General features: G+C 67.6%; 13 protein-coding genes. 3 read left to right on the forward strand and 10 right to left on the reverse strand.

The window, feature by feature from the left end; translation table 11 throughout:
* Window positions 1–52: 52 nt before the first annotated feature.
* The 6 genes from AC07PV_RS19575 to AC07PV_RS19600 all read right to left on the reverse strand — a co-directional run bounded on the left by AC07PV_RS19575 (window position 53) and on the right by AC07PV_RS19600 (window position 13,527).
* The gene (locus tag AC07PV_RS19575) at window positions 53–4,183 is read right to left on the reverse strand and encodes an IPTL-CTERM sorting domain-containing protein (protein ID WP_494631097.1); all 4,131 of its coding nucleotides are present in this window, start codon (window positions 4,181–4,183) and stop codon (window positions 53–55) included.
* Window positions 4,184–4,425: 242 nt separating this feature from the next.
* Window positions 4,426–5,862 (reverse strand): NAD-dependent succinate-semialdehyde dehydrogenase, encoded by a 1,437-nt coding sequence (locus AC07PV_RS19580; protein ID WP_494595213.1) that lies wholly within the window; start codon window positions 5,860–5,862, stop codon window positions 4,426–4,428.
* A 208-nt stretch (window positions 5,863–6,070) separates the two neighbouring features.
* Window positions 6,071–7,567, reverse strand: a complete 1,497-nt coding sequence (locus tag AC07PV_RS19585; RefSeq protein WP_492253570.1) for an efflux transporter outer membrane subunit — start codon at window positions 7,565–7,567, stop codon at window positions 6,071–6,073.
* Window positions 7,568–7,658: 91 nt separating this feature from the next.
* Window positions 7,659–10,892: an efflux RND transporter permease subunit gene (locus AC07PV_RS19590; RefSeq protein ID WP_492253571.1), complete on the reverse strand. Its 3,234-nt coding sequence runs from the start codon at window positions 10,890–10,892 to the stop codon at window positions 7,659–7,661.
* A 28-nt stretch (window positions 10,893–10,920) separates the two neighbouring features.
* Window positions 10,921–12,177 (reverse strand): efflux RND transporter periplasmic adaptor subunit, encoded by a 1,257-nt coding sequence (locus tag AC07PV_RS19595; RefSeq protein WP_218295425.1) that lies wholly within the window; start codon window positions 12,175–12,177, stop codon window positions 10,921–10,923.
* 447 nt (window positions 12,178–12,624) lie between these two features.
* Window positions 12,625–13,527, reverse strand: coding sequence for an alpha/beta hydrolase (locus tag AC07PV_RS19600; RefSeq protein WP_494631098.1), 903 nt, complete (start codon window positions 13,525–13,527; stop codon window positions 12,625–12,627).
* 186 nt (window positions 13,528–13,713) lie between these two features.
* On the opposite strand from AC07PV_RS19600, the gene AC07PV_RS19605 reads away from it, so the two are divergent.
* Complete coding sequence (locus tag AC07PV_RS19605) at window positions 13,714–14,631, forward strand: LysR family transcriptional regulator (protein ID WP_494595217.1); 918 nt, start codon at window positions 13,714–13,716, stop codon at window positions 14,629–14,631.
* 31 nt (window positions 14,632–14,662) lie between these two features.
* A complete protein-coding gene (locus AC07PV_RS19610) occupies window positions 14,663–14,998 on the forward strand; it encodes a VF530 family protein (protein ID WP_494631099.1) in 336 nt (111 codons plus the stop codon).
* 25 nt (window positions 14,999–15,023) lie between these two features.
* On the opposite strand, the gene AC07PV_RS19615 is transcribed toward AC07PV_RS19610, so the two are convergent.
* Window positions 15,024–16,223, reverse strand: coding sequence for a trans-sulfuration enzyme family protein (locus AC07PV_RS19615; RefSeq protein WP_492244060.1), 1,200 nt, complete (start codon window positions 16,221–16,223; stop codon window positions 15,024–15,026).
* Window positions 16,224–16,272: 49 nt separating this feature from the next.
* Window positions 16,273–17,196 carry a carbon-nitrogen hydrolase family protein gene (locus AC07PV_RS19620; RefSeq protein ID WP_218295430.1) on the reverse strand — a complete coding sequence of 308 codons (924 nt, stop codon included), beginning with the start codon at window positions 17,194–17,196 and terminating at the stop codon, window positions 16,273–16,275.
* Between the two features lie 82 nt (window positions 17,197–17,278).
* Here AC07PV_RS19620 and AC07PV_RS19625 point away from each other — a divergent pair, with 82 nt between their 5' ends.
* A complete protein-coding gene (locus AC07PV_RS19625; RefSeq protein WP_494631101.1) occupies window positions 17,279–18,241 on the forward strand; it encodes a LysR family transcriptional regulator in 963 nt (320 codons plus the stop codon).
* Window positions 18,242–18,295: 54 nt separating this feature from the next.
* Here the strand turns inward: AC07PV_RS19625 and AC07PV_RS19630 are convergent, their stop codons facing one another.
* Entirely contained in the window at window positions 18,296–19,255 is a 960-nt protein-coding gene (locus AC07PV_RS19630; protein ID WP_218295432.1) for an alpha-E domain-containing protein, read from the reverse strand.
* A gap of 1 nt (window position 19,256) precedes the next feature.
* Window positions 19,257–20,768 carry a circularly permuted type 2 ATP-grasp protein gene (locus AC07PV_RS19635; RefSeq protein ID WP_218295433.1) on the reverse strand — a complete coding sequence of 504 codons (1,512 nt, stop codon included), beginning with the start codon at window positions 20,766–20,768 and terminating at the stop codon, window positions 19,257–19,259.
* Between the last annotated feature and the right edge of the window lie 15 nt (window positions 20,769–20,783).

Here is a 20,783-nt window from a genome sequence, read left to right on the forward strand (position 1 = left end):
GCGTCGAGCAAGCGACAGCCGCTGCGAACGCTCCTCATCCGACAGCACCAGTTCAGTCTTCGGTCTGCCTGTCCTCATCGCGGTATCTCCGTTTCAAAGATACCTCACTGGTACGCACGATAAGTACCAGTTGTTCACGAGACGGAGCACCAGTCCACAGAACGGCTATTGCAGCCAGCATCAAGGACAACAACAGCACACCCCACTGGGAAAGCGTTGGAATCCCCGTGGAGACTGCGGCCAGTACCACACCGCCCGGATCCGGGATAGAGCCATTCAGCGCTAGATCATCATCCCCCAAGCCGCCATCCGTAAGTACCAGCGTGACTGTGTTGCCGGTGATCGTCGCTCCGGGGAACGGGTACCAGTGGGGAGCGCCCTGGCCCGGCGTAGGGCCGTATTTCATGTACACGGCGCCGGATGGGAACGGCTGCGGATAAGTCAGCGTGATGGTCACTGCGGCACCGTTGGTGCAACCTCCGACGATCACATCGAATAAGCCCTGGGGAAACACATACCCGGCCGTGCCCCCAGAAGGCGGCGAGCCCGCGCCTCCCGTGCGGGGGATGAAATTCGCCTGGTCAAAACCGCAGCCAGCCGGCCCCGACAGGCTGGCATTCACCGTACCGCCTCCGGTGGGGCTGATGCCCGTCGCCGTGGTGGGGCGCGAACGCATCACGGTGACCGTGTAGTTTTTGGTGGAGCCGCTCTGGGCGGTCACTTGCACAGTGACCATGTTGTTGCCGACGTTCAGCGCAATGGGGGCCGACGCGTTGCCGCTGGGCGTGGCAACGCCGTTGACCATGACACTCGCACTGCCATCGGCCACGGTGGGGGTGACGGTGATGGAGCTGTCGGGCACGGTAGCGGTGTAGTTCTGCTGGGCCGCGCTGAATACCGGGCTCAGGGTGCCGCTCGACAACAACAATGCGCCCAGGTCGTTATTCGACGAGACCGCACGCGTCACGGTGACCGTGTAGGTCTTGGTGGTGCCATTCTGCGCGGTGACCACGACCGTGACGGTGTTCGAACCGGTGTTCATGGCGATGGCGCCGGAGGCATTGCCGCTGGCCACGGCAACGCCGTTGACCGTCACCGCTGCGTTCGGTTCATTGACCGTCGGCGTGACGATGATGCTGGTGGTCGCGGCCGCGATCGACATCGTGTAGCCCGTGGTGCTCGGCGCAAACGCCGGGCTGATGCTGCCGCCCGGCAACGCCAGGGCCGACAGGTTGGCGTCGCCCGATCCCGCCCGCGTCACCGTCACCGTGTAGGTCTTGGTGGTGGTGCCGTCCTGCGCTGTCACGAAGGTGGTAATGGTGTTGGCACCCACCGCCAGCGCAATCGCGCCCGAGGCACTGCCGCTGGTGGTGGCCACCCCGTTCACTGTGACGCTGGCAGTGGCATCGGCCACGGTTGGCGTCACGGTGAGGGAGGTGGTGGCGTTGCCGACGCTGGCCGTGTAGCTGGTGGTGCCAGCGGCAAAGGCAGGCGCCAAGGTGCCACTGGACAAGGACAGCGCAGACAGATCAGCGTCACCCGAAGGCAGCGCGCGCGCGATGGTCACGGTGTAGCTTTTGGTCGCGCCGTTCTGGGCGGTGACGACGATGGTGACCGTGTTACTGCCCGGGTTCATCGCGATGGCACCCGAGGCGGCCCCGCTGGTGACAGCCACCCCGTTGACGGTGATGCTAGAGGTGCCAGCGGCCGCGGTGGGGGTGACGGTAAGGCTGGAGGTGCCGGCCGCGATAGAGGCGACATAGCCCGTCGTGCCCGATGCGAACACCGGGCTCAAAGTGCCGCTAGAGAGACTCAGCGCAGACAAGTCAGCGTTGGACGACGCGGCACGGGTCACGGTGACGGTATACGTCTTGGTCGTGGTGCCGTCCTGGGCCGTAACGACCGTGGTCAGGGTGTTGCTGCCCACATTCAGCGCAATCGCGCCCGAGGCATTGCCGCTGGTAGTGGCCACACCGTTCACGGTGACGCTAGCGGTACCGGCGGCCACGGTCGGAGTCACCGTGAGCGAGGTGGTGGCGTTGCTGACGCTGGCCGTGTAGCTGGTGGTGCCAGCTGCAAACGCAGGCGCCAAGGTGCCGCTGGACAGCGACAGCGCAGACAAGTCGGCATTGGACGACCCGGCCCGGGTCACGGTCACGGTGTAGCTCAGCGGCGTGCCGTTCTGCGCGGTGACGGTGACGGTGATGGTGTTGCTACCGACGTTCAGCGCAATCGCGCCCGAGGCGTTGCCGCTGGTGGTGGCCACGCCATTGACGGTGACGCTGGCGGTAGCGTCGGCCACGGTGGGGGTGGCGGTCAACGACGTGGTGGCATTGCCCACACTGGCCGTGTAGCCGGTGGTGCCCGAGGCAAACGCGGGGGTCAGTGCGCCGCTTGAAAGCGACAGCGCGCCCAGTTGGTTGTTGCCCGACGCGGCCGCGCGGGTGACGGTGGTGGTGTAGGTGCTGGTCGTGGATCCGTCCTGGGCGGTCACGACGGTGGTAATCGTGTTGGAGCCCACTGCCAACGCAATGGCCCCCGACGCATTGCCGCTGGTGACAGCGACACCGTTGACGGTGACGCTGGCAGTGGCATCGGCCACGGTGGGCGTGGCGGTGAGCGATGTTGTAGTGAAGGGCACGCTGGCCGTGTAGGAGGTGGTGCCCGAGGCGAACACGGGGTTCAAAGTACCTGCCGAGAGCGCTAGGTTGCTCAGGTTGGCATTGCTCGAGGGCGGTGCCGCGCGCGTGACGGTGATGGTGTAGGTCTTGGTGGTGCTCCCGTCGAGAGCCGTGACGACGGTGGTGATGGTGTTGGAGCCGACGTTCAGCGCAATAGCCCCTGAGGCGGTGCCGCTGGCAACGGTCACACCGTTGACGGTGACGGTTGCGCCCGGAGTGTCGACCGTTGGCGTGACAGTCGTGCTGGTTATTGCGTTGGCGACCGTAAAGCCGTAGCTGGTTGTCGCGGCCAAGAATGAAAAGCCGCCGGACGACGCCGACAGGGCACTCAAGTCGGCATTGCCGGTGGGCTCGGTGAACACGAAGTTGTTGAAACCTTCCTGCCACAGCTGGTTGGGCGCTCCGGCGCTGCCAGTGGTGGTGATCCGGACCTCGTCGACATTTCCGAAGTCCGCCAGCAGATTGACGGTGACGTTGGAGCCGCCCGCATCGGCAACAAAGGGATGGCCGGCACCCGTTGCCACGCCGTTGCGGTAGCCGGTGGCGGTATAGGTCGCTCCCAGCGCCTGCACGTCCTGGATGACGAAACTGGTGATGCCGAACAGACGGTTCAACTGGCTTTTGATGACAAGCGCGCCGACCGGGTTCAAGGTGCTGAAGATCAGCATGGAGTTGCTGCCGCTGCTGGTCAGGTCGAAGTTCGTGACACTGCCGCTGAGCGTATTGCCGACGTTGGCGAAGTAGATCTCGTATTCGATGTTGGGAAAATGGATCTGGGCCGAGAGATTGCTGTCGAGGAACTTGGAGACCGTGAAGGTGTTGTCCGCGAGGGTCGGATTGATCGACAAGGTGCCAGCGACGGTGGGCAGGACATGGCGGTACGAGGGGAAGGCCAGGACCGTGCTGCGCAATGGGCCGGTACGGTGTTCCAGCAGCCAGTCGCCGCCTTGACCGGCATCACCCGTGAGGTTGGTGGACGCGGCAACCTGTGCACCGGTTGCCTCGGCCAGCAGGGCCATGAATGCCTGGCCTTCAGCGCCCCGCCCCACCTCGCAACCGTACAGCAGCAGGTCGGCCTCGTCGCCAAGCGCCTCGCGAATGCGCGCGAGGTCCGGGCCCCTCCCCCGCAATGCCTGGCTGTCGAGGGTCAGCGAGCCCAGGGCCAATGCACCTTGCGCACCATGCGAGATCAAATGTACGGCGGAGATGTTCTTGCGGCCCGACAGCGCGTCGGCCATCTGGCGCAAGCCATCAGTCCTGGCATCCAGCACGACAACCTCTGCCGCTGAACCCGCGCCAGCCATCAACGCTTCGTGGTGGGCCACATCATCTTCAATGAAAAGTACCGCCGTGCGTGCCAGGGCAGGGGTCGGCAGCGCCGCGGCGAACGCCAGCGAAGAAGCCGCCCCCAATATCCAGAAAAAACCCGCCACCCACAGCGCCCGGAGAAAAACAACTTCTGAAAGTTTTTTCCCCAGATATCCCTCATTGATTTTTTTCACTAATTGCAATCAGTAAATTTGAAATTGAATGCAGTAAATCATGATCCCTTATAAATAACCATTGATATATTAAATTCAGCAATAAAGCGCTTGAAATGCAACACCAGACAAAAACCACATGGCGAATGACCCGGCCGGCGTCTTCTCGTTCCGCCGCCCGCTGCAGAAAAGCCACCCAAAAAACAAAAAAGGCCCCGGCCGGTGATCACCGGCCGGGGCCTTTTTATCGGGTTCGCGTTGTCTCACACGTTCATGATCGACACCAGGCGCGTGTTCATGTGTGCCTCGATGGCCTCCGGGCCGCCTTCGGAGCCGTAGCCCGAATCCTTCAAGCCGCCGAACGGCAGCTCTGCGGCAGGAGCAGCAGCCTGGTTGATCCACAGCATGCCCACTTCCAGCCGCTGCGCCAGCAGGTGGGCGTTCTTCAGCGAGGTGGTGAAGGCATAGCCGGCCAGGCCGAACGGCAGGCGGTTGGCCTCGGCGATCGCGTCCTCGATCTTCTCGAAGCCGCGCACGGCCGCCACGGGGCCGAAGGGTTCTTCGTTGACGATGCGGGCGGACAGCGGCACGTCGTTGAGCACGGTGGGCTGGAAGAAGTTGCCTTCGGTGCCGATGCGCTCGCCACCGGCCAGCACCTTGGCGCCCTGCTGCACCGCGTCGGCCAGCAGGTCGGCCATGGCGGTGATGCGGCGCGGGTTGGCCAGCGGGCCCATCTGCGTGCCGGCGGCCAGGCCGTCGCCCACTTTCAGGCCCTGGGCGTACTTGGCGAAGGCCGCGACGAACTCGGCACGGATGCTCTCGTGCACCAGGTAGCGGGTGGGCGAGATGCAGACCTGGCCCGCGTTGCGGAACTTGGCGCCGCTCCCGATCTTGATGGCCAGCTCCAGGTCGGCGTCTTCGGCCACGATCACGGGGGCATGGCCGCCCAGCTCCATGGTCACGCGCTTCATGTGCTTGCCGGCCAGCGCCGCCAGCTGCTTGCCCACGGGCGTGGAACCCGTGAACGTGACCTTGCGGATGACCGGGTGCGGAATGAGATAGCTGGAGATTTCAGCCGGGTCGCCATACACCAGGCCCACGGTGCCCGCGGGCACGCCGGCATCGGCAAACGCGCGGATCAGCTCGGCCGGGCTGGCGGGGGTTTCCTCGGGGGCCTTCACCAGGATGGAGCAGCCCGCGGCCAGCGCGGCGGCGAGCTTGCGCACGACCTGGTTGATGGGGAAGTTCCAGGGCGTGAAGGCCGCCACGGGGCCCACCGGGTCCTTGAGCACCATCTGCGTGGCCTTGAGGTTGCGCGAGGGCACGATGCGGCCGTACACGCGCAGGGATTCGTCGGCGAACCATTCGATGATGTCGGCCGAGGCCATGGTCTCGACCTTGGCTTCGGCCAGGGGCTTGCCCTGCTCCTGCACCATGACGGCCGCAATCGCCTCGGCGCGCTCGCGCATCAGCGCGGCGGCGCGGCGCATGGTCTTGGCGCGTTCGGCGGCGGGCATGCCGCGCCAGGCCTCGAATCCCTTTTGCGCGGCGGCGAGCGCCAGGTCCAGGTCGGCCTTGCCGGCATGGGCCACGCGGCCGATTTCCTGGCCGGTGGACGGATTGAACACCGCGATGGTCTTGCCATCGGCGGCATCCTGCCATTGACCGGCAATGAAAAGTTGGGTGCTGGGGTAGCTCATGCAAAGGCTCCTGATGACAAAACGGTGGTACGGACAACCTCGGGCCCGGCGCGGGCCGGACCAGACGGAAAACCGGACACTATAGGCGCCCGCGCGCCGCCCCGCAGACAAGGCCGTGCAACCCCGCCCCGCGGAGCTGGCTATTGGCGGCCGTGGGCCACCCGTGCGGTGGCCACGCGCAGGGCGCGCCGCCGCTCCCCGCTTGCACCTACTGCGCGGACGCGGCGGCCACCTGGGCGGTTGCCTCCCCACCCCAGCCACCCCCCAGCGCCCGGATGAGGCCCACCGTGGCGACGTATTGCGCCGTGCGCACCTGCAATGCCTGACGGCGGTTGCGCAGCTCGCTGCGGCGGGCGTCCAGCAGTTCGAGCTGGCTCACCAGGCCGTTGCGGTACCGCGCGTCCGACAGCTGCGTCGCACGGCGCGCGGCGGTCACCGCTCGCGCCTGGGCCTCGGCCTGGCCGGACAACAGGCGCAGCGAGGTCAACTGATCCTCCACGTCGCGGAAGGCATTGAGCACCTGGCCCCGGTGGTCGGCCAGCGCGGCTTCGAGCCGGGCCTTCGCCCCCTCGATCTGCGCATCGCGCTGGCCGCCGTCAAAGATCGGCAGCGACAGCAGCGCACCCACACCCCAGGCGCGGGCGGACCACTTGAACAAATCACCCAGCTCCGGCGATGCATGCCCCGCGTTGCCCGTGAGCGTGACGGCCGGGAACCACGCCTTCTGCGCCACGCCCACGCGGGCCTGCGCGGCCAGCACGGCGGTCTGGGCGGCCGACACATCGGGGCGGCGGGCCAGCACGGTGCCGGGCACGCCGGGCGGGATCACCGGCAGCGCCGCGTCGCCCGTGGCGGGGGCCAGAACAAAGCCGCTGGCCACCTCGCCCGCCAGCACGGCCAGGGCGTTGGTCAGCAGGGCCTGCTGGCGCTGCAGGGCCAGGGCGTCGGACTCCGTGGCGGCCACTTCGGTCTGCACGCGGGCCACGTCCAGTTCAGCCACGTCGCCCGCCTGCAGGCGGCGCTGCGTGAGGCGCAGCGTGCCTTCGTAGGCGGCCAGGCTCTCCTGCACCAGCACCTGCTCGGCCTGCACGGCGCGCAGTTGCAGATAGGTTTGCGCCACATCGGCCTGCACCATGAGGCGCGTGCTTTGCAGCAGGGCTTCGCGCGTGTCGGCGTCCAGGCGCGCGGCGTCGCTGGTTTGCGAGAGGCGGCCGAACAGGTCCAGCTCGTAGGAGGCGTTGAGCCCCGCAGTGCCCAGCGTGGCGGGTGCCGCGCTGCCGGTGGTGGCAGCGCCTGCCTGGCGCGCCACGCCGGCCGAGGCGCCCACCTGCACCGAGCGGGCGGCGTCGGCAGAGCGCAGCAGCGAGCGCGCCTCGGCCAGCCGCGCGGCGGCCTGCTGGATGCTGGTATTGGCCGTGCCCGCACGCTGCACCAGGTCGGCCAGCACCGGGTCTTGAAAGCCCAGCCACCATTCGCCGCGCGGCTGCGCCTCGGCGGGGGCGGCGACCGTCCAGGGTGCCGTGGGCAGCGTGTCGCCGCCGGCGGTGAAGCGGGTGGGCACGGGCACGCCCGCATGCGGCGCGGGGGCCACGGGCTGCGTCATGCAGCCGGCCAGCACCAGGGCGGCGGCCAGGGGCGCCAGCAGGCTGCGCTTGCGCACCGCTGGGGCGACGTCAGGGGAGTTCTTCAATAACGAATCGGTCATGCTTGGTCTCCGGCCCCATCGAATACACCCGCTGCATCCTGCAGCGTGGCGCGAGCGTCCAGGGCCACAAAGGTCGTTGTGGTCGTGTGCATCATTCGTGCTCCTTGCGGGGCGCGGCCAGCACGGGGTGGGAGATGCCGCCGCTGCCCGGGGTGTGCGAGATGGGCGCCACATGCGCGCCATGCTCCACCAGCGGGCGGTTGCCTGCCAGCTTGCGCAGCAGCACGTAGAACACGGGCGTGAGGAACAGGCCGAAGGCCGTCACACCAATCATCCCGGCGAACACCGCCACGCCCATGGCGCTGCGCATCTCGGCGCCCGCACCGGTGGACAGCACCAGGGGCAGCACCCCCATCACGAAGGCCAGCGAGGTCATCAGGATGGGGCGCAGCCGCAGGCGGCTGGCCTCGATGGCGGCCTGCACCGGTGTGCGGCCCGCAAACTCCAGCTCGCGCGCAAACTCCACGATCAGGATCGCGTTCTTGGCCGACAGCCCCACCAGCACGATGAGTCCGATCTGCGTGAACACGTTGTTGTCGCCCTTGCTCAGCCACACACCCGTCATCGCCGCCAGCAGGCCCATGGGCACGATCAGGATGATGGCAATGGGCAGCGTCAGGCTTTCGTACTGCGCGGCCAGCACCAGGAACACCAGCAGGATGGCCAGCGGGAACACCAGCACGGCGGAGTTGCCGGCCAGGATTTCCTGGTAGGTCAGCTCGGTCCACTCGAACGTGATGCCCTGGGGCAGCGTCTCGGCGGCGATGCGCTCGACGGCCGCCTGGGCCTGGCCCGACGAGAAGCCGGGCGCGGGGCCGCCATTGATGTCCGCCGCCAGATAACCGTTGTAGCGCATGGCACGCTCGGGGCCGAAGCTGGGCTCCATCTTCATCAGCGCCGACAGCGGCACCATCTCGCCGGTGGTGGAGCGCACCTTGAGAAGGCCCACGTCCTCGGCCCGCGCGCGGTAGGCCGCATCGGCCTGCACGCGCACGCTGTAGGTGCGTCCGAACTGGTTGAAGTCGTTGGCGTACAGGCTGCCCAGGTAGATCTGCAGCGTGTCGAACACATCCGTCACGGGCACGCCCAGCTGGCGCGCCTTGGTGCGGTCGATGTTGGCGTACAGCTGCGGCACGTTGACCTGCCAGCTCGTGAACAGGCCGGCCAGTTCGGGCGTCTGGTAGGCCTTGGCCATGAAGGCCTTCACGGCGCCATCCATGGCTTCGTAGCCCAGCGAGGCGCGGTCTTCGATCTGCAGCTTGAAGCCACCCGTGGTGCCCAGCCCCGCCACCGGGGGCGGCGGGAACATGGCGATGAACGCATCCTGGATGCCGCCGAACGCCTGGTTCAGCTGCCCTGCCACGGCGCCGCCGCTCTGGTCGGCGCGGGTGCGCTCGGCAAAGGGCTTGAGCGTGGCGAACACGATGCCCGAGTTCGAGCTGTTGGTGAAGCCGTTGATCGACAGACCCGGGAAGGCGATCGCGTCTTCGACGTTCGGGTTCTCCTTCATGATCTCGCCCATGCGGCGGATCACGTTCTCGGTGCGGTCCAGCGTGGCGCCGTCGGGCAGCTGGGCAAAGCCGATCAGGTACTGCTTGTCCTGCGCGGGCACGAAGCCGCCGGGCACGATCTTGAACAGCCCCACCGTGGCACCCACCAGGGCCAGGTAGATCACAAACATCAGTGCCTTGCGGCCAATGACGCGCTTGACGCCGCCGCTGTAGGCCTCGGAGCCGCGATGGAACAGGCGGTTGAAGCCCCGGAACAGGCCACCGAACACCTTGTCCATGCCGCGCGTGAGCGCATCCTTGGGCTCGTTGTGGCCCTTGAGCAGCAATGCACTGAGTGCGGGCGACAGGGTCAGCGAGTTGATCGCCGAGATCACCGTGGAGATCGCGATCGTGACCGCGAACTGGCGGTAGAACTGGCCCGTGAGCCCGCTGATGAAGGCCAGCGGCACGAACACCGCCACCAGCACCAATGCGATGGCGATGATGGGGCCAGACACTTCACGCATGGCGCGGTAGGTGGCCTCGCGCGGGGTCAGGCCCGCCTCGATGTTGCGCTCCACGTTCTCCACCACCACGATGGCGTCATCCACCACGATGCCGATGGCCAGCACCAGGCCGAAGAGCGACAGCGCATTGATCGAAAATCCCAGCAGGTGCAGCACCGCGAACGTGCCCACCACCGACACCGGCACGGCCAGCAGCGGGATGATGGAGGCGCGCCAGGTCTGCAGGAATAGGATCACCACCAGCACCACGAGGGCGATGGCTTCGAGCAGCGTGTGGATCACGGACTTGATCGAGGCACGCACGAACTGCGTGGGGTCGTAGGCAATGCGGTACTCCACGCCTTCGGGCATGTTCTTCTGGATCTCGTCCATGGTCTTGCGCACGTTGGCCGAGATGTCGAGCGCGTTGGAGCCCGGCGCCTGGAACACGCCCATGCCCACGGCCGGGTCGTTGTTGAGCAGCGAGCGCAGCGAGTAGTCGGCCGCACCCAGCTCCAGGCGGGCAATGTCGCGCAGGCGCGTCACCGCGCCGTCGGCACCGGTCTTGACGATGATGTCGCCGAACTCTTCCTCGGTCTGCAGGCGGCCCTGCGCGTTGATGGACAGTTGCAGGTCCACGCCCGGCAGGCCGGGCGATGCGCCCACCACGCCGGCGGCGGCCTGCACGTTCTGGCCGCGGATGGCGGTCACCACGTCGCTGGCCGAGAGGCCGCGCTGCGCGACCTTCTGCGGGTCGAGCCACACACGCATGGAGTAGTCGCCGCCGCCGAAGATCTGCACCTGGCCCACGCCGCCAATGCGGGCGAGCCGGTCCTTCACATTGAGCACCGCGTAGTTGCGCAGGTAGTCGATGTCATAGCGGTTGTTGGGCGAGACCAGGTGGACCACCATGGTCAGGTCCGGCGCGCTCTTCACGGTGGTGACGCCCAGGCGGCGCACTTCCTCGGGCAGGCGCGGCTCGGCCTGCGAGACGCGGTTTTGCACCAGCTGCTGTGCCTTGTCGGGGTCGGTGCCCAGCTGGAACGTCACCGTGAGCGTCATCACGCCGTCGGTGGTGGCCTGGCTGCCCATGTAGAGCATGCCTTCCACGCCGTTGATGGACTCCTCCAGCGGCGTGGCCACGGTCTCGGCGATCACCTTGGGGTTGGCGCCGGGGTACTGTGCGCGCACCACCACGGAGGGCGGCGCGACTTCAGGGTATTCGGAGATGGGCAGACCGCGCAATGCGATGAGCCCTCCGAGGAAGATGAGCACCGACAGCACCCCCGCAAAGATGGGGCGGTCGATGAAGAAGCGGGATAGATTCATGGATGCAAATTCCTTGCGTCGCTCCCGCTCAGGCGGCGGGCGACTTGCTGTTGTTCTTGGCTTCCTTGCGATCACCCGCAATCTCGGCCTTCGCGGTCATGGGCACGGGCTGGGGTGCCACCACGGCACCGGGGCGCACGCGCTGCAGGCCGTTGACGACGATGTTCTCGCCCGCCTTGAGGCCCGAGGTGACCACGCGCAGGCCGTCAATCGGCGCGCCCAGGGTGACCTCGCGGTACTCGGCCTTGTTGCCCTCGCCCACCACCATCACGAACTTCTTGTTCTGGTCGGTGCCCACGGCACGCTCGTTGATGAGCAGTGCCTGCGTGTTGCGGGCCTGGCCCATGCGGATGCGCGCGAACTGGCCGGGCATCAAGGCGCCGTCTTCGTTGTCGAACACCGCGCGCACACGCACCGTGCCGCTCTTGGCATCGACCTGGTTGTCGATGAGCTGCAGGCGGCCGGCATGCGGCGTGCCGCCCGTGGTGCCGGTGCCCATCTGCACGGGAATGCGCTCGATGAGCTGGCGCGCGCTGTGGCCGCGCTGGCCGCTTTGCAGGTCCGCCAGGGCCTTCACCACGATCTGCTCGTCGGTATCGAAGCTCGCGTAGATGGGGCTCACGGACACCAGCGTGGTCAGCACGGGGGCGCCCGCACCGGCGGCCACCAGGTTGCCCACGGTGACTTCGATGCGGCCCACACGGCCCGCCACCGGGGCGCGCACCTGGGTGTAGCCGAGGTTCAGCCTGGCGGTCTGCAGCGCGGCCTGGGCGGCGCGCAGGTTGGCATCGGCCTCGCGCTGCGCGTTCAGGCGTTCGTCGTGCTCGCGCTGGGCAATGGCGCGCTCTTCGAGCAGGCGCGTGGCCCGCTCCATTTCGCTGCGGGTGTACGACACGCGGGCCTGCGCGGCCACCACCTGCGCCTCGGCACGGTCCACCTCGGCGGCGTAGGGTGCCGGGTCCACGGTCACGAGCAGATCACCCTGCTTCACCAGCGAGCCTTCACGGAAGTGCACGGCCTGCACGGCACCCGAGACGCGCGGCCGCACGTCCACACGCTGCACGGCTTCGAGCCGGCCGGAGAACTCGTCCCACAGGGCGATGTCCTTTTGCAGCACGGCAGCCACCGACACGGGCATGGCCGGTGGCGCCGCAGGGGTGCCATCGGCCTGCGCCACGGGCGCCTGGAAAACAAGGATGGCGGCGGCTACGGCGGCCGTCACGGCGGTGGCCAGGGTGGCCAGGCCCAGCGGGCGGCTCTTGTGGGAGAGAGGATTGGAGTTCATGGTCACTTTCGGTCATAAGGGCGGCCTTCGCGGGCACGCCATGGAAGGTTTTCTGCCACAGCAGGTGTCAGTGCACTGGTGCAGGCAGGTGTCAGTGCGGCGGCGCAGGTGCGAATCTGGGCAATGACACGGTGAGAAGGTCAAGCCCGGAACGCAGCGCGCGGGCCCATGGGCGCTTGCACGTCAACAGACGCTTTGGCGCTGGGTGGTGTGACAGCCGCCGCAGCCGGCGGGCAAAAAGATGGGTGTGCTCATGGTGTTTTCTTTCCTCCGTGTCGTTCAAATCAGTGGCGTCGGGCACAGGGGGGAGGCATGCGCGGGCAAAGCCTCTCCCTCCGGCACGCCAGGCCGGAAAATCAGTGCAAAGAATGCAAATGGATTGTTGAGAGGCCGAAGTATCGAACCTCAACTTAAGTTGAGGTCAATGACTTTCTGCGGCCAGGGTCTTCAGGAGGGCACCGGACATCGGGTGGCCTCAAAGAACATCCGGAACTGGTCCTGGGCGCCCGCGGCGCACGGACATTCGTGCTGGCCGGTCTGCAGCAGCGCATCGGGCCACTGGGCGGTCTTGGAGAACACATGGCGCGTGACCTGCAGGCCCGCAGCCTCCAGCCGCGCGGCGTAGGCCAGTGCCTCGTCGTGCATGGGGTCGGTGTCCCCCACCAGCACGAGCGTGGGCGGCAGGCCCGAGAGCCGGTGCGCGGACGCCGGCACGGCATAGGGGTGCTCGGCATCGCGGGGGCAGCGCAGGAAATTGCGCCAGCCTTCCGTCCACTTGCAGCCCGTGGCGTTGCCCGTGGCTTCGCGCAACGAGGCCGTGCCCACACAGGGGTCGAGCATGGGGGACAGGAGAATCTGCCCGGCCAGCGGCGGGTGCGACTGGTCCCGCGCCATCAGGCCCACGGCGGCAGCCAGGTTGCCGCCCGCCTCTTCCCCGGCCAGATAGACCAGCGCGCCCTGCCCGCCGAGCTTGACCCGGTTGCGGTGCACCCACTTGAGCACGTCATAGCCCGTGTCCACGGGCTGCGGAAACGGAGTGAGCGGGTAAGCCACGGAAACCACCACGGCCCCCACGCCCTCCAGCAGGGACGCCACGGTGCAGCCGTTGTCGAGATCCCCCGACACGAAGGCCCCGCCATGAAAATGCACCACCACGGGCGAGGCCTGTCCGGACTTCTTGCGGCCGTACATGCGCACCGCCACGTCCTGCCCCTTGGTCACCTCGATGGTGGCATCGGAGCACACGGACGCCGCCGCCTTGGAAGCGGACCCAGGCGCACGGGCTGCCTTGGCGGGCGCTGCGGCAGGCTGCGGTGTGGAGGATGGCGAAGACGGTTGGTCGGGCTGCATGGCATGTACCCAGTGGGTGAAGGTAGGTGAACGATGGGTCAAATGTAGTAGCTTGTGCCTTCGGGATAAACAGGCCAAACACCACCGCACTGTTTCCAAAAGCTCAACAATCACGGGGTGGCGCGCGTGTGAGAATTCCTCAGCACCCACTGGTGGGTGCTGTAGTTCCAGATTCAAGGAGAAGCCATGGACCAGATACAGGCCATGCGCATATTCGTGCGGGTGGTGGAGGCCGGCACGTTTACCCGGGCGGCGGATTCGCTCTCGCTGCCCAAAGCCACCGTGACCAAGCATGTGCAGGCGCTGGAGGAGCGCCTGCGCGTGAAGCTGCTCAACCGCACCACCCGGCGTGTGACGGTGACGCCGGACGGCGCCGCCTACTACGACCGCACGGTGCGCCTGCTGACCGATCTGGACGACATCGAGGCCAGCATGACCAACGCGCGCGCGAATCCACGCGGGCGCCTGCGCATCGACGTCGGAACGTCCATGGCGCAATTGCTCATCATCCCGCACCTGGCGGAGTTCCATGCCCGCTACCCCGACATCCAGCTGGACCTGGGGGTGAGCGACCGCATCGTGGACCTGATCGGCGACAACGTGGACTGCGTGATCCGCGGGGGCGAGCTCAGCGACCAGTCGCTGGTGGCCCGGCGCATCGGCAACCTGGAATTCATCACGGTGGCCTCGCCCGACTACGTGTCGCGCAAGGGCTCGCCCGCCCACCCGCTGGAGATCGAGGAAAAGCACGCCAGCGTGATCTACTTTTCCCCCCAGACCGGCCGGCACTACCCGCTGGAGTTCCGCAAGGGCGACGAGTCCATCGACATCACGGGCCCCTACCAGCTGAGCGTCAACGAGAGCAATGCCTACGTGACCTCCATCGTGGCGGGCCTCGGGATCGGCCAGATCACGAGCTACCAGGCCGAGCGGCACCTGCAAGAGGGTACGCTGGTGCGGCTGCTGCCGGAGTGGACCCAGCCGCTGCTGCCCGTGTATGTGGTGTACCCCCCCAACCGGCACCTGAGCGCGAAGGTGCGGGCCTTCGTGGACTGGGCGGCAGAGCTGTGCCAGCGTGAAACCGGGCTCCAGCGGGTTGCTTGACCCCGCCGCCCGCGGCCTTATGCTTGGGTCCATGAACGCCACCGAGCCCCGCCCAGACCCCGCGACCCAGGAAGCCCCCGCGCCCACAGCAGCACCCGCCGGCGCGCCGGCGTCCACACCCCAAGCCCCCGCCAGGCAGCAGCGCAACCCCCTGCACGGCGTGACCCTGGAAGCCATGGTGGTCGGGCTGGCCGACTACTTTGGCTGGGATGAACTCGGCCGGCAAATCCCCATCCGCTGTTTCCAGAGCGACCCCAGCGTGGGCTCCAGCCTGAAGTTCCTGCGCAAGACGCCGTGGGCGCGCGAGAAGGTCGAAAGCCTGTACCTCTTCATGCTGCGCGACCAAAAGCGCAACGCCCAGGAGTAGTAGCAGCAGGCAGCAGCCGCCGGCGTCAGCCTAGCGCCTGCACCACGTCGGCCTGGAGGTCCTGCACATCCTCGATGCCGATGCTCATGCGCACCAGCGCATCCGACACCCCGTTGGCGCGCCGCACGGCCTCGGGCATGCCGCGGTGGGTGGTGGATGCGGGGTGGCAGGCCAGCGAATCGGCATCGCCCACGGACACGGCCTGGGTCACGATGCACAAGCGGTCGAGGAAGTGCCGCGCGGCCTCGCGCCCGCCCCGCAGGTCGAACGCCAGAATGCTGCCGAAGTGGCGCATCTGGCGCGCCGCCACCGCATGCCCGGGATGGTCGCCCAGGCCGGGGTAATACACGCGCTCCACCGCAGGATGGCGGTCAAGGCCGTGGGCCAGCGCATGCGCCGATGCGCAGGCGGCCTGCACGCGCAGCGGCAGCGTCTTGAGCCCGCGCAGCAGCATCGCCGCCTCGTGCGGGCTGAGGCACCCGCCCAGCTGGCCCATGCCCGCCGAACGAATCGCATTCATCAGCTCCACGGAGCCCACGGCCGCTCCGCCAGTGGCGTCGCCGTGGCCACTGATGAACTTGGTCGCCGAATGCACCACCACATCGATGCCCAGCGCCCGTGGCCGGGTGAGGTAAGGCGTGGCGAAGGTGTTGTCGGCGATGCTGATCGCGCCCGCCCGCCGGGCCACCTGCGCCACCTGCTCCAGGTCGGTCACTTCCAGCGTCGGGTTGCTGGGCGTCTCCACGTAGACGATGCGCGTGCCCGTGGGGAGGCCCTCCTGCAAACCCTCCACGGTGGCGAAATGCCGCACGCCGATGCCCAGGCGCGGCAGCAGCGTGCGCATCACGCCATCGGTGCCGCCATAGAGCGTGCCGACGCAGGCGACGGTATCGCCCGCCGAGAGCAGGCCGATCAGGCTCGCGCTGATGGCCGCCATGCCGCTGGCGAACCCGACGGCGGCGGGGGCACCTTCCAGCAGGGCCATCTTGCGCTCGAAGGCGGCGACGGTCGGGTTGGCGAATCGGCTGTAGACGTAGCCAGGCGCATCGCCATTGAAGCGGCTCACGCCCGCATCAAAATCGTCATAGGCAAAGGCCGAGGTTGCGACGATGGGTGTCGCGATGGCCCCCGTGCCGGGATCGGGTGCCTGGCCCGCATGGACCGCAAGGGTGCGGAAACCCCAGGCGTGTGATGGATCGGGGGTGGGGGGAATCTGTGTGGTCATGGCGTATGCGGCTTTCCTGGCACTCTCACTGCGGGCCTTGGCCGCGCGCTCAGTCGGTGAACGCCACGGTGTGCCTGGCGCGGCGGTCGACCTGCAGATTGAAGATATCCGGCCGTGCATAGTGGCCGACCACATCGAAGTCATAGCGCGCGCGCACCAGCTCCTCCACATCGATCTGCGCGGTGAGCAAGCCTGTCCGGCCCTGCAGCGGACCCGCCAGCACGTCGCCCAGCGGCCCGACGATCACGCTGTTGCCGCGGATGAGCGGCCGGTCCGGCTCCCACCCCGGCGCCTCCACCCCCAGCTCACGCGGCGACGGCTGCACCTGGCAGGCGCTGATCACGAAGCAGCGCCCCTCGTGCGCGATGTGGCGCATGGAGCACTGCCAGATGTCGCGTTCGTCCACCGTGGGCGCGCACCAGACCTGCACACCCTGCGCGTACATGGCGGTGCGCAGCAGCGGCATGTGGTTCTCCCAGCAGATCACGCCGCCCACGCGGCCCGCGGCCGATTCGACGACCGGCAGGGTGGAGCCATCTCCCATGCCCCATATCAGCCGCTCGGTGCCGGTGGGCATCAGCTTGCGGTGCCTGGCCACCAGCCCCTCCACCGGGTCGAAGTACAGGGCAGTGCAGTACAGCGTGCTGCCCGCGCGCTCGATCACGCCGAGCACGAGCGTGGCGCCGGTGCGTGCCGACAGGCCAGCCAGTGCCTGCGTCTCGGGCCCTGGCACGTCGATGGCGCTGGCGTGGTACCGGGCGAAGGCCTCACGCCCTTCCGGCAGGCGATAGCCCAGGCGCGTGCCAAAGATCTCGCCCTTGGGGTAGCCGCCCAGCAGGGCCTCGGGCATGACCACCAGCCGCGCGCCCGATGCCTGGATATCGGCCTCGTGGGCGAGCACATCGGCCAGCGTCTGCGCGGTACCCGCGGGGGAAGAGCCGATCTGCAGGGCGGCAACGGTCGTGAGGGGCATGGTGGAAGTCCTTGGGAGAAAGAGGTCCCCCAGTGTTGCCAAAGCCCTAAGATGAATCAATCCGCCACCGTTGCTTAGTGATATGAATGATATTGATATCGGATTTGATCTCAACGTCCTGCGCGTCTTCGAGGCCTTGCACGAGGAAGGTGGGGCCACGCGCGCGGCGCTGCGGCTGGGCGTGACCCAGTCGGCCGTGAGCGCGGCGCTGGCACGGCTGCGCCATGTATATGGCGACCCGCTGTTCACCCGCACTGGCCGTGGCCTGGCGCCCACGCTGCGCGCGCAGGAGCTCAAGCCCGTGATCAGCGAAGCGCTGAACAAATGCAGGGAGAGCCTCGCCCTGGGCTCCACGCCCCGGGCGCGCTATCAGGGGCGGTCCGTGGTGATCGGCATGTCGGATGATTTCGAGATCGCGATGGGCCAGGCGCTGGTGAGGGCCGTGGCGCAGCACGCGCCCGGCCTGCGCCTGGCCTTTCGGCAGACGCACAGCCAGATCGTGGCCGAGATGCTCATGGCGCGCGAGATCGACCTGGCGATCACGGCCGGCGGATTCGCCACACGCTGGCTCAGCCACCAGGCGCTGGGCGAAGGGGGGTACGCCTGCCTCATCGACGCAGTGGCGCCGGGCCCCGTCGCCAGGGCGGGCAAGCGGCGCGGCGGCGCAGCCCCGCCCGGCCTGAGCGTGGAGGACTACGTGCACCGCGAGCATGTGCTCATCTCGTCGGGCGGCTTCATCGGCGTGGTGGACGAGGTGCTGGCCGCCACGGGCCACAAGCGCCGTGTGATTGCATCCACCACGCATTTCGCCGCCCTGCCCTACCTGCTGGCGGGAACCCGCGCGGTCGCCACGCTGCCCGCGCATGCGGCCCAGGCGATCGCGCGGATGACCGGCCTGCAGGTTCTGCCCTGCCCGATCGCCATGCCGCGCTATGCCATCGAGCTCGGCTGGCGCACCGATGCGCTCCGCGATTCGGCGGTGGCACATGTCCGCACCATCGTGGCGCAGCAGTGGCCCCAGGGATCTGCTGCCATGGGGGCCTGAGCCCCCAGCCTGCGCCCGCCTGCCGTGCGGGGTTTCTTTCGGTATCGCGCCGGCTCAGTCGCCCGTGGTCACCAGGAAGTCGCGGCTGATGCCCCCTCCCAGGTCGTTGACCCGGTCAAGGAACTGCGTGAGGAACGCGTGCAGCCCTGTCGACAGGATTTCGTCGATGCGGCCATATTGCAGGTCGGCCAGCAGGCGGCCCGCGCGGCGCTGCGTTTCAGCCGACTGCTGATTGGCCACGACGCCCAGGTTGTCCACCACTTCGCGCAGACAGGCGTGCAGCGAGCGGGGCATGTCGCGGCGCAGGATCAGCAGGTCGGCCACGCGGCCGGGGGTGATCACGTCGCGGTAGACCTTGCGGTAGACCTCGAAGGCCGAGACGCTGCGCAGGATGGCGCTCCAATGGTAGAAGTCGTTCTCCTGGTTGCGCTCGCTGGCCCGGCCGAAGAAGTCGTTCTTCACCGCATGGAACTTCACGTCCAGCAGGCGCGCGGTGTTGTCCGCCCGCTCCAGGAAGGTGCCCATGCGCAGGAAATGAAAAGCCTCGTCCTGCAGCATGGTGCCCAGCACCACGCCGCGCGACAGGTGCGAGCGGTACTTCACCCATTCGAAGAACTGCCCCGGATCCCGTTCGAAGGCGCTGCCTTCGAGCTGGCGGTGCAGTTCCAGCCAGGTCTGGTTCTGCGTCTCCCACACCTCGGTGGTGAGGGCGCCACGCACGGCCCGCGCATTTTCGCGGGCGGCACGCAGGCACGAGAGGATGGACGAGGGGTTGTCGCCGTCGCGCACCATGAACTCGAGCACGCGCTGCGGCGTGACCTTGCCATGCTTGGCGGCATAGGCCGGGATCAGCTCGCTGATGGACAGCAGCCCTTCCCAGCCTTCCTGCGCCACGTCGGCGGACTGGGGCAGCAGCGAGGTTTCGTAGCTCACGTTGAGCATGCGGGCGGTGTTTTCCGCCCTTTCGGTGTACCTGGACATCCAGAACAGATGGTCGGCGGTGCGGCTCAGCATTTCAGAATCCTCCCTGTGATTGCGTCATGCCGCCCATGGATTGCGACTGCAGCGCCGGCGCGGCGGTGTGCTCCCCCAGCACCCAGGTGTCCTTTGTCCCGCCGCCCTGCGAGGAATTCACCACCAGCGAACCCTCCTGCAGCGCGACGCGCGTGAGCCCCCCCGCCACCATCTGCACCTCGCGGCCGCTGAGCACGAAGGGGCGCAGGTCGATGTGGCGCGGCGCGATGCCGCTCTCCACGTAGGTGGGGCAGCTGGACAGGCTGAGCGTGGGCTGCGCGATGTAGCCTGCCGGGTTGGCCAGCAGCGCGCGGCGGAAGTCCTCGATCTCGGCCTGCGTGGCCGCCGGGCCGATGAGCATGCCGTAGCCGCCCGCGCCGTGCACTTCCTTGACCACCAGGTCCTTCAGGTTCGCCAGCACGTGCTGCAGGTCGTCCTGCTTGCGGCACATCCAGGTGGGCACATTCTTCAGGATGGGCTCCTGGCCCAGGTAGAAGCGGATCATCTCGGGCACGTAGGGGTAGACCGACTTGTCGTCGGCCACGCCCGTGCCCACCGCATTGCAGATGCCGACATTGCCGGCGCGGTACGCCTCCATGAGGCCGTGGCAGCCCAGCGTGGAGTTGCGGCGGAACACCTGCGGGTCGAGGAAGTCGTCGTCCACGCGGCGGTAAATCACGTCCACCCGCTGCAGGCCGCGCGTGGTGCGCATGTAGACGAACTTGTCCTTGACCACGAGGTCCTGCCCTTCGACCAGCTCCACGCCCATCTGCTGGGCCAGGAAGGCATGCTCGAAGTACGCGCTGTTGTGCATGCCGGGTGTCAGGACCACCACCGTGGGCTCGTCGGCCGTGGCGGGCGCGCTGGCGCGCAGGGTCTCCAGCAGCATGTCGGGGTAATGCGCCACCGGCGCCACCTTGTGCAGGCTGAACAGCTCGGGGAAGAGCCGCATCATCATCTTGCGGTTCTCGAGCATGTAGCTCACGCCGCTGGGCACGCGCAGGTTGTCCTCCAGCACGTAGTACTCGCCCTCGCCCTGTGCATTGGGGGCGCGCACGATATCGATGCCGGCGATGTGCGCGTAGATGTTCTTGGGCACCTGCACGCCGGCCATCTCCGGCCGGTACTGGGCATTGTTGAGGATGAGATCGGCGGGCACGATGCCGGCGCGGATGATGTCCTGGCCGTGGTACACGTCGTGGATGAAGCGGTTGAGGGCCGTGACCCGCTGCACCAGCCCCTGCTGCATGCTGCTCCACTCGTGGGCCGGGATGATGCGGGGAATCAGGTCGAACGGGATCAGCCGCTCGTTGCCCGCCCCGCCCTCATCCTTGGCGCCGTAGACGGCAAAGGTGATGCCCACGCGCCGGAAGATCATCTCGGCCTCGGCCCGGCGGGCCTGCATCACGTCAGGGGGCTGTTTGTTCAACCACTGCGCATAGCGCTTGTAGTGTTCCCGCACATCGCTGCCATCGAAAGGCAGCATGGCGTACATCTCGTCAAATTTCTGCATGAACTGGCCTCCTGC

This window comes from Acidovorax sp. GW821-FHT09A11, assembly GCF_059418365.1.

Excerpts from the sequence above, each read along its gene's own strand:
- AC07PV_RS19580 (WP_494595213.1), bottom strand. The coding sequence starts at position 5,862 with ATGAGCTACCCCAGCACCCAACTTTTCATTGCCGGTCAATGGCAGGAT.
- AC07PV_RS19585 (WP_492253570.1), bottom strand. The coding sequence starts at position 7,567 with ATGACCGATTCGTTATTGAAGAACTCCCCTGACGTCGCCCCAGCGGTG.
- AC07PV_RS19590 (WP_492253571.1), bottom strand. The coding sequence starts at position 10,892 with ATGAATCTATCCCGCTTCTTCATCGACCGCCCCATCTTTGCGGGGGTG.
- AC07PV_RS19595 (WP_218295425.1), bottom strand. The coding sequence starts at position 12,177 with ATGAACTCCAATCCTCTCTCCCACAAGAGCCGCCCGCTGGGCCTGGCC.
- AC07PV_RS19600 (WP_494631098.1), bottom strand. The coding sequence starts at position 13,527 with ATGCAGCCCGACCAACCGTCTTCGCCATCCTCCACACCGCAGCCTGCC.
- AC07PV_RS19605 (WP_494595217.1), top strand. The coding sequence starts at position 13,714 with ATGGACCAGATACAGGCCATGCGCATATTCGTGCGGGTGGTGGAGGCC.
- AC07PV_RS19610 (WP_494631099.1), top strand. The coding sequence starts at position 14,663 with ATGAACGCCACCGAGCCCCGCCCAGACCCCGCGACCCAGGAAGCCCCC.
- AC07PV_RS19615 (WP_492244060.1), bottom strand. The coding sequence starts at position 16,223 with ATGACCACACAGATTCCCCCCACCCCCGATCCATCACACGCCTGGGGT.
- AC07PV_RS19620 (WP_218295430.1), bottom strand. The coding sequence starts at position 17,196 with ATGCCCCTCACGACCGTTGCCGCCCTGCAGATCGGCTCTTCCCCCGCG.
- AC07PV_RS19625 (WP_494631101.1), top strand. The coding sequence starts at position 17,279 with ATGAATGATATTGATATCGGATTTGATCTCAACGTCCTGCGCGTCTTC.
- AC07PV_RS19630 (WP_218295432.1), bottom strand. The coding sequence starts at position 19,255 with ATGCTGAGCCGCACCGCCGACCATCTGTTCTGGATGTCCAGGTACACC.
- AC07PV_RS19635 (WP_218295433.1), bottom strand. The coding sequence starts at position 20,768 with ATGCAGAAATTTGACGAGATGTACGCCATGCTGCCTTTCGATGGCAGC.